This window comes from Nocardioides sp. FY1077 (assembly GCF_058681775.1).
This window is the reverse complement of sequence record NZ_JBZWDB010000003.1, coordinates 36116-51174: the sequence shown is the minus strand read 5'-3', so window position 1 is coordinate 51174 and position 15059 is coordinate 36116. Positions and strand designations below refer to the sequence as shown.

The following is a 15059-nucleotide window of genomic DNA, read 5'->3' as shown; positions in this document are numbered from 1 at the left end:
GCACCGCCCCGGAGAGGACCCCGCATGAGCCCCGCACCCACCCCGTTCGGCACCCGCCTGCAGGACGCGCTGGAGGCGCGCGGCCGGCTGTGCGTCGGCATCGACCCCCATCGCGCGCTGCTGCACGCCTGGGGCCTCACCGACGACGTCGCCGGCCTCGAGCGCTTCGCGTTGGGCGCCGTCGAGGCCGTGGCCGGCACCTGCTCGGTGGTCAAGCCGCAGTCGGCGTTCTTCGAGCGCTTCGGCTCCCGTGGCGTGGCCGTGCTGGAGCGGGTGGTCGCCACCGCTCGTGAGGCCGGTGCGCTGGTGCTCGTCGACGCCAAGCGCGGCGACATCGGCTCCACCTCGCAGGCCTACGCCGACGCCTACCTCGACCCCGCCTCCCCGCTGGGCGCCGACGCGGTCACCGTGAGCCCCTACCTCGGGGTCGGCTCGCTGGCGCCGTTCGTCGACGCGGCCCGGCGCCACGGCGCGGGGCTCTTCGTGCTCGCGCTCACCTCCAACCCCGAGGGCGCCCAGGTGCAGCGGGCCGTCGGCGCCGACGGGCGCACCGTCGCCACCACGGTGCTCGACCACCTGCGCGACCTGAACGCCGAGGACGCCGGGACCACCGGGACCGCCGGGACCGCCGCTGCGGGGGTCCTGGGGTCGTTCGGTGCGGTGGTCGGGGCGACCGTCGAGCCGGCGGGGGAGGACCTGGTCGTGGGCGGGCCGCTGCTGGCCCCGGGGTTCGGCGCCCAGGGCGGCACCGTCGACGACCTGGTGCGGGTGTTCGGGGCCGCGGCGCCGGCGGTGCTGGCGAGCTCCTCGCGCGAGGTGCTGCGGCTGGGGCCCGACGCCGCACGGATGCGCGCCGAGGTGGAGCGCACCCGCGACCTGCTGGCCGCGCTGGCCTGACCCGACCGCCCGGCCCCCGCCCGGCCCCTGCCTGACCACCTCTCGACCCGTGCGCACCCGGCCCGGCGGGGTGGGCGGCAGGCTAGGTTCGCACCCGTGACCACCCGCCGACCCCGCCCCCGACGCGTCGCGCGGTGGCGCGCCGGACGAACGGTGCCCGTCGTGGCGGTGCTGGTGGGCACCGCGCTGCTGGCCACGGGCTGCGGCGAGGACTACTGCGGCACGGTCGAGGACAACCAGCGCGCGATGACCGAGGCCACCGCCGACGGCGGTCCCGGCGCGCTGATCGGCGTCCTGCCCGAGCTGCGCGAGCTGCAGGCCACCGCACCCGACGACGTCGCCGACGAGTGGCAGCAGGTGGTCGACCGGCTCGAGGCGCTCGACGAGGCGCTCACCGACGCCGGCGTCGACCCCGACGACTACGACCCCGCGGCGCCGCCCGAGGACCTCACCGACGACGAGGCCGCCGCCATCCAGGCCGCGGCCGACGGGCTGGCCTCGCCGGTCACCGGCGACGCCCTGGCGGCGGTGCAGCAGCAGGTGCTCGACGTCTGCCAGACCCCGCTGAGCCTGTGAACGGCGCCCGGGCGCGGCCGCTCGGCGCCGGTGACGACCGGTCGTCGGCAGGGCTCGCCGGCAGGGCCGGTCGGCGGGGAGGGGCCTCGTTGCCGCCGCCCGCGCCGTCTGACTAGATTGACCCTGCCCTCGCCCCGCCACCGATCGAAGGACTCCACGCCCGTGGCTCTCCCCCCGCTCACGCCTGAGCAGCGTCAGGCCGCCCTCGAGAAGGCAGCCGCCTCGCGGCGGGAGCGCGCGGAGGTGAAGAACCGGCTGAAGAACTCCGGGGCCTCGATCGTCGACGTGCTGCGCGAGGGCCAGGTCAACGAGGTCGTCGGCAAGATGAAGGTGGTCGACCTGCTGCAGTCGCTGCCCGGTCTGGGCAAGGTGCGCGCGCGCCAGGTGATGGAGCGGCTCGGCATCGCCGAGAGCCGGCGTGTGCGGGGGCTCGGCACCAAGCAGGTCGCCGCGCTCGAGCGGGAGTTCGGCTCCCGAGACACCCCGTGAGCGACGTCCCGACCTCCCTCCCGACGTCGTCCACGACCGGTCGGCCCACCCGGCTGCTGGTGCTGGCCGGGCCCACCGCCGTCGGCAAGGGCACCGTGGCGGCCGCCGTGCGCGACCTCCACCCCGACGTGTGGATCTCGGTCTCGGCCACCACCCGCGCCCCGCGCCCCGGTGAGGTCGACGGCGTGCACTACCAGTTCGTCAGCGACGAGCAGTTCGACCGGCTCGTCGCCGACGACCAGCTGCTGGAGTGGGCGGTGGTCCACCGCCGCGCCCGCTACGGCACCCCGCGCCGTCCGGTGGAGGAGGCGCTGGCCGCCGGGCGCCCCGCGATGCTCGAGATCGACCTGCAGGGCGCCCGGCAGGTGCGGGGCACCATGCCGCAGGCGCTGTTCGTGTTCCTCAAGCCGCCCAGCTGGGACGAGCTGGTGCGTCGGCTGGTCGGTCGCGGCACCGAGACCCCCGAGGAGCGCGAGCGCCGCCTGGTGACCGCCCGCGAGGAGCTGGCCGCCGAGCCGGAGTTCGACGTCACCGTGGTCAACCACGAAGTTCACGCTGCAGCCGACGACTTGGTAACGTTGATGATGCTCCAGCAGGAGCCGTCACGGCCCGACCGGCCCTGACCCGTTCCAACCCCAGCGAGGCCTACGCGTGTCTGCTCCCAACATCGCCGCCGAGGGTGTCACCAACCCCTCGATCGACGACCTGCTCACCAAGACCGACAGCAAGTACAAGCTGGTCCTCTACAGCGCGAAGCGTGCCCGCCAGATCAACGCCTACTACTCCCAGCTCGGTGAGGGCCTGCTCGAGTACGTCGGCCCCCTCGTGGAGACCCACGTGCAGGAGAAGCCGCTGTCGATCGCGCTGCGCGAGATCAACGACGACCTGCTGACCTGCGAGGACGTCGACCCGGCCGAGCTCGCCGCCGAGGAGGCCGCGGCCAAGGCCGCCGCCATCGACGCCTCGTTCGCCCCCGGCAACGAGTGATCGTCCCCTGAGCACCGGCACCACCCGCGAGGCCGCCCCCCGATCCGGGGGGCGGCCTCGCGTCGTGCTCGGCGTGGCCGGCGGCATCGCGGCGTACAAGGCCTGCGAGCTGCTGCGCCGCCTCACCGAGTCGGGCCACGACGTCACCGTCGTGCCCACCGCCGCGGCGCTGGAGTTCGTCGGCGCCCCCACCTGGGCCGCGCTGTCGGGACACCCCGTGGCCACCGACGTGTGGACCGACGTGCACCGCGTGCCCCACGTCCGCCTCGGTCAGGACGCCGACCTGGTGGTCGTCGCGCCCGCCACCGCTGACCTGCTGGCCCGCGCCGCGCACGGCATGGCCGACGACCTGCTCACCAGCACCCTGCTCACCGCCCGCTGCCCGGTGGTGATGGCCCCCGCGATGCACACCGAGATGTGGGAGCACCCCGCCACCCGCGCCAACGTCGCCACCCTGCGCTCGCACGGCGTGCTGGTGCTCGAGCCCGCCGCGGGCCGGCTGACCGGTGCCGACACCGGCAAGGGCCGCCTCCCCGAGCCGTCCGAGATCTTCGAGGTCGCCACGGGCGTGCTGGCCCGCGCGGCGGTCTCCGCCGGCCCCGCCGGCCCGGTCGACCGGGTCGACTGGGCCGACCTGGCCGGGCGGCACGTCGTGGTCTCCGCCGGCGGCACCCGCGAGCCGCTCGACCCGGTGCGCTACCTCGGCAACCGCTCCTCGGGCCTGCAGGGCTGGGCGCTCGCCCGCGCGGCGCTCGCCCGCGGCGCCCGGGTCACCGTGGTCGCGGCCAACGTCGCGCTGCCCGACCCCGCCGGTGCCGACGTCGTGCGCGTGGAGACCACCGCCGAGCTGCGCCGCGAGGTGCTCGCCGTGGCCGGCGACGCCGACGTGGTGGTGATGGCCGCGGCGCCCGCCGACTTCCGGCCCACCGACGTCAGCACCGACAAGATCAAGAAGTCCGACGACGGCTCCGCGCCGCACGTCGCGCTGGTGCAGAACCCCGACATCCTCCACGAGATCGCCCACGCACCCGGACGTCGTTCGGTCGTGGTGGGCTTCGCCGCCGAGACCGGGGACGCCACCGGGTCGGTGCTCGACCTGGCCCGCGCCAAGCTGGCCCGCAAGGGCTGCGACCTGCTGGTCGTCAACGACGTCAGCGGGGGCGCGGTGTTCGGCAGCCCCGACAGCGAGGCCGTCGTGCTGGGCGCCGACGGGTCCGCCACCGCGGTGCCCCACGGCGCCAAGGCGCAGGTGGCCCACGCCGTCTGGGACGCCGTCGTCGCCCTCACCGCCCAGCGGCCCTGACCAACGGCCCTGACCGGCGCGCCCGAGACCGTCCGGCCCGCCTGAGACCGCCGTCGCCCGGTGGGGCAGGCTCGTTAAGGTTGCCGAAACCCTGCAGCACCCGTCGAACGAGAGCGAGAAGCACTGTGCCCGGACGTCTGTTCACCTCGGAGTCCGTGACCGAGGGTCACCCGGACAAGATCGCCGACCAGATCAGCGACTCGGTGCTCGACGCCCTGCTGGAGCAGGACCCGCACGCGCGCGTGGCGGTGGAGACGCTGCTCACCACCGGCCTGGTCGTGGTGGCCGGCGAGGTCAGCACCACCGGCTACGTCGACATCAAGGACGTCGTGCGCCGCCGCATCCTCGAGATCGGCTACGACCACTCCGACAAGGGCTTCGACGGGGCCTCCTGCGGGGTCATGGTGGCCATCGGCGGGCAGTCCGGCGACATCGCCCAGGGCGTCGACACCGGCTACGAGTCGCGCCTCGAGGAGTCCGTCGACGCGATGGACAAGCAGGGCGCCGGCGACCAGGGCCTGATGTTCGGCTACGCCTGCGACGACACCCCCGAGCTGATGCCGCTGCCGATCAAGATCGCGCAGGTGCTCTCCGAGCGGCTCTCCGAGGTGCGCAAGGACGGCACGATGGAGTACCTGCGTCCCGACGGCAAGACCCAGGTCACCATCGAGTACGACGCCGACAACCGGCCCGTGCGCATCGACACCGTCGTGCTCTCCACCCAGCACGCCGAGGACGTCGACCTCGCCACCGTCCTGCAGCCCGACATCAAGAAGCACGTGATCGACCCCGTGCTGGCCTCCTTCGACATCTCCTCCGAGGGCTACCGCCTGCTGGTCAACCCCACCGGCCGCTTCGTGGTCGGCGGCCCCATGGGCGACGCCGGGCTGACCGGGCGCAAGATCATCGTCGACACCTACGGCGGCATGGCCCGCCACGGCGGCGGTGCCTTCTCCGGCAAGGACCCGTCGAAGGTCGACCGCTCCGCGGCCTACGCCATGCGCTGGGTGGCCAAGAACGTCGTCGCCGCCGGCCTCGCGCGCCGCTGCGAGGCGCAGGTGGCCTACGCCATTGGCAAGGCGCAGCCGGTCGGCGTCTTCATCGAGACCTTCGGCACCGGCACCGTGCCCGACGAGCAGATCCAGCAGGCCGTGCTCGACGTCTTCGACCTGCGCCCCGCCGCGATCATCGCCGACCTCGACCTGCTGCGGCCCATCTACGCCCGCACCGCCGCCTACGGCCACTTCGGTCGCGAGCTGCCCGAGTTCACCTGGGAGCGCACCGACCGCGCCGACGCCCTCACCGCCGCCCTGCGGGGCTGACGGCTCGCGGGTTTCGCCAGCCGGCTGGCGAAACCCGCACCTGTCGGCCGACGCACGGGCCGACAGGTGCGGGTCTCGGCCGACCGGTCCCGCGTACGTCGGCACCTGGGCGTTGCGCGGTGGTCGGGCACCGGCCGTCACCGGGCGGCCGTCGTTCGCCAATCGAGTGCCGAGGACGGCCACCCCTCGCTGGTCAAGCGCCGAGGAGCGCCAGCCCTCGCTGGTCGAGTGCCGAGGAGCGCCACCCCCGTTCGGTCGAGTGCCGAGGAGCGCCGGCTTCGTTCGTTGGTCGAGTGCCGAGGAGCGCCAGCGACGAGGTGTATCGAGACCCCCGACTGTCGTGGTCGGGTCCCGGCACCGGCTGCGGTGGTCTCGACCCGCCCGTCGCGCCCTCGTCCCTCGGGCGCGGGGCTCGCTCGACCTCCCCGGGCCCACGCAGCCAGCTCGTTCCTTGCTGCCTGCTGCCCGGTGACCTCGTTCCTCGGGCGCGGGGCTCGCTCGACCTCCCCGGGCCCACGCAGCCAGCTCGTTCCTCGCTGCCTGCTGCCCGGTGACCCCACTCGTTGGTCGAGTGCCGAGGAGCGCCAGCGACGAGGTGTATCGAGACCCCCGACTGTCGTGGTCGGGTCCCGGCACCGGCTGCGGTGGTCTCGACCCGCCCGTCGCGCCCTCGTTCCTCGGGCGCGGGGCTTGCTCGACCTGCCCGGCCCACGCAGGCAGCTCGTTCCTCGCTGCCTGCTGGCCGGTGACGTCGGTGAGCGCTGGTAGACAACAGCCCGTGACCACGACCGGACCGGCCTCGGAGGAGCAGCCCGAGCTGCTTCCCGGGCTGGTGCGCGCCACGCTGAAGGAGTCGCAGGCCAAGGCGCGCGCGACGCGGGCGCGGAAGGCCGGCGAGGTCGAGGTCGCGGAGGTGGACCCGGTCGCCCGGGTGCTGGTCGACGTGCCGCTGGCCCACCTCGACCGGCCCTTCGACTACGCCGTCCCGGTGACGATGGCCGACGACGCCCGGCCCGGGGTGCGGGTCAAGGTGCGCTTCGCCGGGCACGACGTCGACGGGTTCGTCGTGGAGCGGGCCGCGTCGTCGTCGCACGTCGGCGCGCTGCAGCCGCTGCGCCGGGTGGTCAGCGCCGAGCCGGTGCTGACCCCGGGTGTCGCCGCGCTCACGGCCGCCGTCGCCGAGCGCTACGCCGGCGCCCGCGCCGACGTCCTGCGCCTCGCGGTGCCGCCGCGGCACGCCACCACCGAGAAGGAGCCCGCCGGCCCTGCGGCGCCCCGGCCGACCGGCGCGGCCGCCGCGGCCGCCCTGGCGGCCGCCACCGAGGCCTGGGCCGCGCACACCCACGGCGCGGCCTGGCTGCGCCACCTGCACGACGGCGGGGCGCCCCGGGCGGTGTGGGGGCCGCCGCCCGGGGCCGACTGGCCGGCCCTGCTGGCGCACGCCGCGTGGTGCGCGCCGGGGGCCGCCGTGCTGTGCCTGCCCGACGGCAAGGACGTCGCCCGGGTGGCCGCCGCTCTCGACGCGCTGGCCGAGCAGGCCGGCGGCCCCCCGCAGCACGCCGTGCTGACCGCCGACGCCGGTCCGGCCCGGCGCTACCGCGCCTTCCTCCAGCTCGCCCGCGGCGAGCGGCGCATCGCGGTCGGCACCCGCGCCGCCGCGTTCGCCCCCGTGCCCGACCCCGCCCTGCTCGCGGTGTGGGACGACGGCGACGACGACCACGCCGAGCTGCGGGCGCCCTACCCCCACGTGCGGGAGGTGCTGCTGCTGCGCGCCGAGACCGAGGGCTGCGCGGTGCTCGTCGGTGGCTTCGCCCGCACCGTCGAGGCCGACCACCTCGTGCGCACCGGCTGGGCCCACGAGCTGGTGCCCGACCGCGCGGTGCTGCGCCGTGCGGTCACCGTCGGCGTCGCGGGCGCCACCGAGCACGACCTGCGCCGCGACCCCCATGCCCGCACCGCCCGGCTGCCCACCCAGGTGCGCGACCTCGTGCGCGACGCGCTGACCACGGGGCCGGTGCTGGTCTCCACCCCCCGCAGCGGGTACGCCGCGTCGCTGGCCTGCGAGCGCTGCCGCACCCCGGCCCGCTGCGCGGTGTGCACCGGCCCGCTGCGGCTGGCCGGCGCCGCCGACCCGCCGCGGTGCGGCTGGTGCGCCACGCCCGCCCCGGGCTGGACCTGCGCCGAGTGCGGCCACCACGGCCTGCGGGCGCCCGTGGTCGGCGACGCGCGCACCGCCGAGGAGCTCGGCCGCTCCTTCCCCGGCACGCTGGTCCGCACGTCGTCGGTCGCCGGCCCCGGTGGCGGCCCCGGTGGCGGGTCGGCGCCGGCGGGCGTGCTCACCCACGTCGACGCCCGCCCCGCCATCGTGGTGGCCACCCCGGGGGCCGAGCCGGTCGCGGAGGGCGGGTACGCCGCCGTCGTCCTGCTCGACACCTGGCTGGCGCTGGCCCGCACCGACCTGCGCACCGCCGAGGAGGCGCTGCGCCGGTGGGCCAACGCCGTGGGCCTGGTGCGCCCCGGCGGGCGGGCGCTGGCCGTCGGCGACCCCGCCCACCCGGCGCTGCAGGCCCTGGTGCGCTGGGACCCCGCCGGGTTCGCCGAGCGGGAGGCCGAGGAGCGGCGCGCCGCCCACCTGCCCCCGGCGTCGCGGCTGGCCACGATCAGCGGGGACGCCGGCGCGGTCGACGACGCGCTGGTGCTGCTCGACCCGCCGCCGGGCGCGGAGGTGCTGGGCCCGGTGGCCGACGACGACGGCGCGGAGCGGGTGGTGGTGCGGGTGCCGCGGGCCCAGGGCGCGGCGCTCTCGCGCGCGCTGGGCGACCTGCAGCGGCTGCGCTCGGCGCGCAAGCTCGACCCCGTCCGGGTGCAGGTCGACCCGGCCGCCCTCGGGTGACGAGCGCGCCTAGACTTCTCCCGTCGTCGACCTGGCGCCCCCGGGGGCGCCGCAAGGAGCACCGTGGCCGTCCAGCCGATCCGCCTCTTCGGCGATCCCGTGCTGCGCAAGCCCGCCCGCGAGGTCGTCGACTTCGACCGTGAGCTGCGGCGCCTGGTCGCCGACCTCACCGACACCATGCTCGAGGCCCCCGGCGCCGGGCTGGCCGCGCCCCAGATCGGGGTGGGCCTGCGGGTCTTCACCTGGCACGTCGAGGGCGAGACCGGCCACCTGGTCAACCCCGTCCTCGAGCTCTCCGAGGAGCAGCAGCACGGCCCCGAGGGCTGCCTCTCGATCCCCGACCTGTCGTTCGACTGCACCCGCGCCCGGTCGGTGGTCGCCCGCGGCTTCGACGTGCACGGCGAGCCGCTGACCATCACCGGCAGCGACCTGCTGGCCCGCGCGGTGCAGCACGAGACCGACCACCTCGACGGCGTCCTGTTCGTCGACCGGCTCGACGCCGAGGCCCGCAAGGCGGCCATGCGCGAGATCCGCGCCGCGGAGTGGTTCGGTGTCGAGCGACCCGCGGTCAGGCTCAGCCCCCACCCCACCCGCGGCCTCGGGCTCTAGCGGCCCCACGTATTTAGCACCGCCCAGCACCGCCCAGCAGCTTCCGCCCGACCCCCAGGAGCACCGTGAGAGTCGTCTTCGCCGGCACCCCCGAGGTCGCCGTCCCGTCGTTGGACGCGGTGGCCGCCTCCGACCACGAGCTGGTCGGGGTCGTCACCCGCCCCGACGCGCCCTCGGGCCGCGGGCGCCGGCTCACCGCGAGCCCGGTGGCGCAGCGCGCCGAGGAGCTCGGCGTGCCGGTGCTGAAGCCCGAGCACCCGCGCGACCCCGAGTTCCAGGCCGCGCTGAGCGCGCTGGCGCCCGACTGCTGCCCGGTGGTGGCCTACGGTGCGCTGCTGCCGCAGTCGGCGCTCGACCTGGTCCCGCACGGCTGGGTCAACCTGCACTTCTCGTGCCTGCCGGCCTGGCGCGGTGCCGCGCCCGTGCAGCACGCCGTCTGGGCCGGCGACGAGGTCACCGGGGCCACCACCTTCCGCATCGTCAAGGCGATGGACGCCGGTCCGACGTTCGGCGTGATGACCGAGCGCATCCGGGCCACCGACACCGCCGGTGACCTGCTCGGCCGGCTCGCCGAGGGCGGTGCCGGCCTGCTGGTCGCGACCCTCGACGGGATCGCCGACGGCTCGCTGGTGGCCCGCGAGCAGCCCACCGACGGCGTGAGCGTGGCTCCCAAGATCCTCGTCGAGGACGCCGAGGTCGACTGGGCCGAGCCGGCGGCCGCCGTCGACCGACGGGTGCGGGCCTGCACCCCCGGGCCGGGAGCGTGGGCGACGTTCTGCGGCGAGCGGGTCAAGATCGGCCCGGTCACCACCACCGACGGTGCGTTGCCGCCCGGCGAGCTGGTGGTCGGCAAGCGGCACGTCGTCGTCGGAACCGGCACCCACGCGGTGAGCCTGGGCGAGGTGAAGCCGTTCGGCAAGAAGCAGATGCCGGCCGCCGACTGGGCCCGGGGCGCCCGCCTCGAGAGCGGGATGCGCTTCGACCCGCACACCCGCGACGCCCCCGCCGAGACGGCCCCCACCGCCGACGCCCCGGACGCATGAGCGGGCCGGCCGGTCGGCGCACCCCCGGTGCGCGCCCGCCCGGCGGCCGAGGTCGACCGGGCGGCCCGACGTCGCGGGTGGCGGCGGCAGACCCCGCCCGCACCGCCGCCCTCGAGGTGCTGAAGGCCGTGCGAGTCGACGGGGCCTACACCAACCTGGTGCTGCCCTCGGTGCTTCGTGAGGCCGGGCTGTCGGGACGTGACGCGGCGTTCACCACCGAGCTCGTCTCCGGCACCATCCGCCGCCAGGGCACCTACGACGCCGTGCTGGCCGCCTGCGCCGACCGGCCGCTGCGCAAGATCGAGGCCAAGGTGCTCGACGCGTTGCGCCTCGGCGCCCACCAGCTGCTCGCCATGCGGGTGCCCGACCACGCCGCGATCAGCACCACCGTCGAGCTGGTGCGCGCCAAGGTGGGCTTCGGGGCCGGGGGCTTCACCAACGCCGTGCTGCGCCGCGTGAGCGAGCGCGACCTCGACGGCTGGCTCGCCGAGCTGGCACCCCGGGCGGCCACCGACGACACGCAGGCCGCCGTCGCGTGGAGTCACCCGACGTGGGTGGTGGCGGCGCTGCGTCGCTCGCTGGGCGCCGAGCGCGCCGACGAGCTGCCCGCCCTGCTCGCCGCCGACAACGTCTCGCCCCGCGTCACGCTGGTGGCGCGGCCGGGGCGTAGCGAGCGCGCCGAGCTGCCCGGCACCCCCACCCGGTTCTCTCCCCACGGCACCGTGCTCGACGGCGGAGACCCCGGTGAGGTGCCGGCAGTGGCGCAGGGCCGCGCCGGCGTGCAGGACGAGGGCTCCCAGCTGGTGGCCACCACCCTGGCCGCCGCACCCCTCGACGGCGCCGACGCCCGGTGGCTCGACGTCTGCGCCGGACCGGGTGGCAAGAGCGCGCTGCTGGCGGGGCTCGCCGCCCAGCGCGGCGCCGGGCTGGTGGCCGGCGAGCGCCAGCCCCACCGCGCCCGGCTGGTCGCCCGCACGCTGGCCGGCTCGCCCGGCGTGATCGGGGTGGTCACGGCCGACGGCACCCGCCCGCCGTGGCCGGACGCCTCCTACGACCGGGTGCTGGTCGACGCGCCGTGCACCGGGCTCGGTGCGCTGCGGCGCCGTCCCGAGGCGCGTTGGCGCCGCCGTCCCGACGACCTGCTGGGTCTGGTGCTGCTGCAGCGCTCGCTGGTCACCGCTGCGCTCGACCTGGTGCGTCCCGGCGGTGTGGTGCTCTACGCCACCTGCTCGCCCGTCCTCAGCGAGACCGCCGAGGTGGTCTCGTCGGTGCTGGCCCAGCGGCCCGACGTCCGCCTCGACGACCTGGCCCCGCTGCTGCCCGACGTGCCCGACTGCGCCGGACCGTTGGCCGGCACCGTGCAGCTGTGGCCCCACCGCCACGACACCGACGCCATGTTCATGGCACTGCTGCGCCGCACCGGCTGACCCGGGCCAGGACCGGGACCGGGACACCGCTCACCCCAGGACGTGGCGCAGGTAGCGCTGCGGGGCCTCCAGGTAGCGCCGCCAGTGCTGCACCAGCTCGAGGTCCTCCCAGGCGGCCTCGCGCAGGCCCCACTCGCCGACCTCGAGGATGCGGGCGCCCGGCATCGCGGCGAGCACGGGGGAGTGGGTGGCGCACAGCACCTGCCCCCCGTCGTGCACGACGCGGTCGAGCGCGGCGACCAGGCCGAGGGTGGAGGAGAACGACAGCGCGGCCTCGGGCTCGTCGAGGCAGTAGAGCCCCGAGCCGTTGAACCGGTGCTCCAGGACCGCGAGGAACGACTCGCCGTGGCTCATCTCGTGGAACACGGGGTCGTGGGGGCCCGGGTGGTCGTCCATGTAGGTGTACCAGCCGTGCATGGTCTCGGCGCGCAGGAAGAACCCCCACCGGCCCGAGCCCAGGCCGCGCTGCAGCACCAGCGACCCGCTGAGCGGCGACTCGGTGGGGCGGGTGCGGTGCTGCCCGTTGCGGGTGCCGCCCTCGGGGGAGAGCCCGTAGGCCATGGCGACCGCCTCGACGAGCGTCGACTTGCCCGAGCCGTTCTCGCCGACCAGGAAGGTCACGCCGCGTCCGAGGTCGAGTCCCTCGCGGTCGAGCTGGGCCACGGCCGGCACGGTCATCGGCCACCGGCCCGCCGGCAGGCGCCGCTCGGGGTCGGTGCTGACCCGCACCACGGGCGGCTGGTCGAAGTCCACGGCCCCACCGTAGGAGGCCGCACCGACGTCGGCACCGACGACCGTGCCGACGACCGTGCCGACGTAGGTGGCGGCGACCGTGCCGCGGCGTCGGCCGGGTGGTCGGGGTCGCCGGGGTCGCTAGGGTCGGGCCATGGCCACCACGTCACCCAGCGTCGAGGTCGAGGTGGACGGCCGGGTGGTGCGGGTCAGCAACCCCGACCGGGTCTACTTCCCGCAGACCGGCGCGACCAAGCTCGACCTCGTCGAGTACTACCTCGCGGTGGGGCCGGGCATCGTGCACGCCCTCGAGGACCGCCCCTGCATGCTCCACCGCTTCCCGAAGGGCCTCGCCGGGCCGAAGGTGCACCAGAAGCGGCTGCCGGCCGGGGCCCCCGACTGGGTGGAGACCGTGCGGCTGCACTTCCCGCGGTGGGACCGCACCGCCGACGAGCTGTGCGTCACCGAGCTGGCCGCGGTGGTCTGGGCGGTGCAGATGAGCACCGTCGAGTTCCACCCGTGGAACAGCCGGCGCGAGGACACCGAGAAGCCCGACGAGTGGCGCATCGACCTCGACCCGGGCCCCGAGTCCGACTACGACACGGTGCGCCGCGTCGCCCACGTCGCCCACGAGGTGCTCGACGAGCTCGGGGCCACCGGGTTCCCCAAGACCAGCGGCAGCAAGGGGCTGCACGTCTACGTCCGGATCGCCCCCGACCACGGGTTCCCGGACGTGCGCCGCGCGGCGCTGGCCTTCGCCCGCGAGGTGGAGCGGCGCAGCCCGCAGGACGTCACCACGGCCTGGTGGCGCAAGGACCGCGACCCCGCGGCGGTGTTCCCCGACTACAACCAGAACGCCCGCGACCACACCATCGCCGCGGCCTACTCCGTGCGGGGCCTGCCCGACGCCCGGGTGTCCACCCCGATCCGGTGGGACGAGGTGGACGACGCCGACCCCCGGGACTTCACCATCGCCACCGTGCCGGCCCGCTTCGCCGAGCTCGGCGACCTGCACGCCGGCCTCGACGACGGCCGGCACACCTTCGACCTCGCCCCGCTGCTGGAGTGGGCCGACCGCGACGAGCGCGACGGCGCCGCCGTGCCCCCCGACCCCGACGACGACTGACCCGACGACGACGCACCCGCGACGACCGAGCCGGCGACCGGGCCGGGCCGGGCCACCGCGTACTCGCCCCGACGTGGTGCGGGACCGGGGCCTGCTCGCGTCGGCCCGAGCCGCCACTACGATCCCTGCCGTGGGCATCCAGATCACGCCGAGCATCCTCAACGCCGACTTCTCCCGCCTGGGCGAGGAGGTCGCGCGCATCGGTGGCGCCGACTGGGTGCACGTCGACGTGATGGACAACCACTTCGTGCCCAACCTGACCTTCGGGCCGACCATGGTCGAGGCGCTGGCCCGCAGCAGCGACGTCCCCCTCGACGCGCACCTGATGATCGAGGACCCCGACCGGCACGCACCGACGTACGTCGACGCCGGCTGCGGCTCGGTGACCTTCCACGTCGAGGTCGCCGCGGCGCCGGTGCGGCTGGCCCGTGAGATCCGCTCGGCCGGGGCCCGGGCCAGCATGGCGCTGAAGCCGGCCACCCCGGTGGAGCCGTACGCCGACCTGCTGCCGGAGCTCGACATGCTGCTGCTGATGACGGTGGAGCCCGGCTTCGGCGGGCAGTCGTTCCTCGACCTGTGCCTGCCCAAGATCCGCCGCGCCCGGGCCCTGCTGGAGCGCCACGGCGTGGAGACCTGGCTGCAGGTCGACGGCGGGGTGTCGCTCGAGACGATCGGGCGCTGCGCCGAGGCCGGCGCCGACGTGTTCGTGGCCGGCTCCGCGGTCTACTCCGCCGACGACCCCGACCGGATGGTGGCCGAGCTGCGCGCCGCCGCCGAGGCCGCGGCGCCCGGCCGGACCGACGCGCCCGCCACCGAGCGCTGAGGAGCCGACCCGTGCCGACCCTGCAGGCCACCTACCTGCGTGCCGCCCACACGTTCCGCGCCGTGCTCGAGGGCCTGGGCGCCGCCGACCTGTCCCGGCCGGTGCCGTCGTGCCCCGGGTGGAGCGTCTCCGACGTGGTCACCCACGTCCTCGACGGCCACGAGCAGGCGCTCGGCGCCCGCCTGGCCACCGCCGACCCCGCCGGCACCGCCGACCTGATGGCGACCTACGCCGCGGCCATCCCCACCGACGCCGCCCTGGCCGCCGGCGCGCCGTACGACACCCTCGAGCTGACCGTGCACGCCTGGGACGTCGCCCGCGCGGTCGACGCCGACCTGCGCCTGGGCGAGGACCAGCTCACGTTCCTCGAGGTGTTCGCCCGGGAGGCCGGCGACCGGCTCTACCTCGAGGAGGGGTTCGTGCGCCCGGAGGGCGCCGCCGCGGCCACCGACGGCCTCGACCGCCAGGGCCTGGCGCTGCTGCCGTACGGCCGGCGGGCCCTGCCCGCCGACGCCTGAGCCCTGCCCCGCCCCGGTCCCCAGGGCCCCCGAGCCCCGCCCGCACCCGCGTGCGCGTGGTCACACCCGCGGCGTGCGCCCCGGCGGCTAGACTGCTCACGACGAGTGAACACAGCTCGCGTGCTCTGGGGTCGGTGAAAATCCGAGCCGGCGGTGACAGTCCGCGACCCGGTCACCTCCAGTGACCGGTTGACCAGGTGGAACTCCTGGACCGACGGTGAAAGTCCGGATGGGAAGTGCACGCAGGTGACCCGTCGACGCACGCCCGCGTGCCGTCGTCGGTCGCCGCCGTCGGCCCCGGTGTCCGTGAGCGG

At 76.0% G+C, this 15059-nt stretch carries 15 protein-coding genes and 1 riboswitch; of the genes, 14 read left to right on the top strand and 1 reads right to left on the bottom strand.

Annotated elements, in window-relative coordinates:
* The first annotated feature begins 24 nt into the window (after positions 1-24).
* The 11 genes from pyrF (at position 25) to AC4OR8_RS09765 (ending at position 11546) form a co-directional block, all read left to right on the top strand.
* Positions 25-897, top strand: coding sequence for an orotidine-5'-phosphate decarboxylase (gene pyrF, locus AC4OR8_RS09815; protein ID WP_492165371.1), 873 nt, complete (start codon positions 25-27; stop codon positions 895-897).
* Between the two features lie 96 nt (positions 898-993).
* On the top strand, positions 994-1473 hold the full coding sequence (locus AC4OR8_RS09810; RefSeq protein WP_492165370.1) for a hypothetical protein: 480 nt from the start codon (positions 994-996) through the stop codon (positions 1471-1473).
* A gap of 162 nt (positions 1474-1635) precedes the next feature.
* Positions 1636-1962, top strand: coding sequence for an integration host factor, actinobacterial type (mihF, locus tag AC4OR8_RS09805; RefSeq protein ID WP_492165369.1), 327 nt, complete (start codon positions 1636-1638; stop codon positions 1960-1962).
* Positions 1959-2585: a guanylate kinase gene (gmk, locus tag AC4OR8_RS09800; protein ID WP_492165368.1), complete on the top strand. Its 627-nt coding sequence runs from the start codon at positions 1959-1961 to the stop codon at positions 2583-2585. Before mihF ends, gmk begins: the two co-directional genes overlap by 4 nt.
* 28 nt (positions 2586-2613) lie before the next feature.
* On the top strand, positions 2614-2949 hold the full coding sequence (gene rpoZ / locus AC4OR8_RS09795) for a DNA-directed RNA polymerase subunit omega (RefSeq protein ID WP_492165367.1): 336 nt from the start codon (positions 2614-2616) through the stop codon (positions 2947-2949).
* Between the two features lie 7 nt (positions 2950-2956).
* Complete coding sequence (coaBC, locus tag AC4OR8_RS09790) at positions 2957-4252, top strand: bifunctional phosphopantothenoylcysteine decarboxylase/phosphopantothenate--cysteine ligase CoaBC (protein WP_492166405.1); 1296 nt, start codon at positions 2957-2959, stop codon at positions 4250-4252.
* Positions 4253-4377: 125 nt separating this feature from the next.
* Entirely contained in the window at positions 4378-5574 is a 1197-nt protein-coding gene (metK, locus tag AC4OR8_RS09785; protein ID WP_492165366.1) for a methionine adenosyltransferase, read from the top strand.
* A 778-nt stretch (positions 5575-6352) separates the two neighbouring features.
* On the top strand, positions 6353-8467 hold the full coding sequence (locus tag AC4OR8_RS09780; RefSeq protein ID WP_492165365.1) for a primosomal protein N' family DNA-binding protein: 2115 nt from the start codon (positions 6353-6355) through the stop codon (positions 8465-8467).
* A gap of 63 nt (positions 8468-8530) precedes the next feature.
* Entirely contained in the window at positions 8531-9076 is a 546-nt protein-coding gene (gene def / locus AC4OR8_RS09775) for a peptide deformylase (RefSeq protein WP_492165364.1), read from the top strand.
* A 65-nt stretch (positions 9077-9141) separates the two neighbouring features.
* Complete coding sequence (gene fmt / locus AC4OR8_RS09770; RefSeq protein ID WP_492165363.1) at positions 9142-10119, top strand: methionyl-tRNA formyltransferase; 978 nt, start codon at positions 9142-9144, stop codon at positions 10117-10119.
* A 77-nt stretch (positions 10120-10196) separates the two neighbouring features.
* The gene (locus AC4OR8_RS09765) at positions 10197-11546 is read left to right on the top strand and encodes an RsmB/NOP family class I SAM-dependent RNA methyltransferase (RefSeq protein ID WP_492165362.1); all 1350 of its coding nucleotides are present in this window, start codon (positions 10197-10199) and stop codon (positions 11544-11546) included.
* A gap of 30 nt (positions 11547-11576) precedes the next feature.
* Here AC4OR8_RS09765 and AC4OR8_RS09760 read toward each other — a convergent pair whose 3' ends face one another.
* On the bottom strand, positions 11577-12299 hold the full coding sequence (locus AC4OR8_RS09760) for an AAA family ATPase (RefSeq protein WP_492165361.1): 723 nt from the start codon (positions 12297-12299) through the stop codon (positions 11577-11579).
* A gap of 133 nt (positions 12300-12432) precedes the next feature.
* Here AC4OR8_RS09760 and ligD point away from each other — a divergent pair, with 133 nt between their 5' ends.
* From ligD to AC4OR8_RS09745, 3 genes are all read left to right on the top strand, one after another.
* On the top strand, positions 12433-13404 hold the full coding sequence (ligD, locus tag AC4OR8_RS09755; RefSeq protein ID WP_492165360.1) for a non-homologous end-joining DNA ligase: 972 nt from the start codon (positions 12433-12435) through the stop codon (positions 13402-13404).
* Positions 13405-13534: 130 nt separating this feature from the next.
* Entirely contained in the window at positions 13535-14227 is a 693-nt protein-coding gene (gene rpe / locus AC4OR8_RS09750) for a ribulose-phosphate 3-epimerase (RefSeq protein WP_492165359.1), read from the top strand.
* 11 nt (positions 14228-14238) lie between these two features.
* On the top strand, positions 14239-14745 hold the full coding sequence (locus tag AC4OR8_RS09745; protein ID WP_492165358.1) for a maleylpyruvate isomerase N-terminal domain-containing protein: 507 nt from the start codon (positions 14239-14241) through the stop codon (positions 14743-14745).
* A 116-nt stretch (positions 14746-14861) separates the two neighbouring features.
* Positions 14862-14991, top strand: a riboswitch (FMN riboswitch).
* Positions 14992-15059 lie beyond the last annotated feature (68 nt).

What these genes read in the sequence shown, in the direction of transcription:
- pyrF (WP_492165371.1), top strand. Translation starts at nt 25, where the DNA reads ATGAGCCCCGCACCCACCCCGTTCGGCACCCGCCTGCAGGACGCGCTG.
- ligD (WP_492165360.1), top strand. Translation starts at nt 12,433, where the DNA reads ATGGCCACCACGTCACCCAGCGTCGAGGTCGAGGTGGACGGCCGGGTG.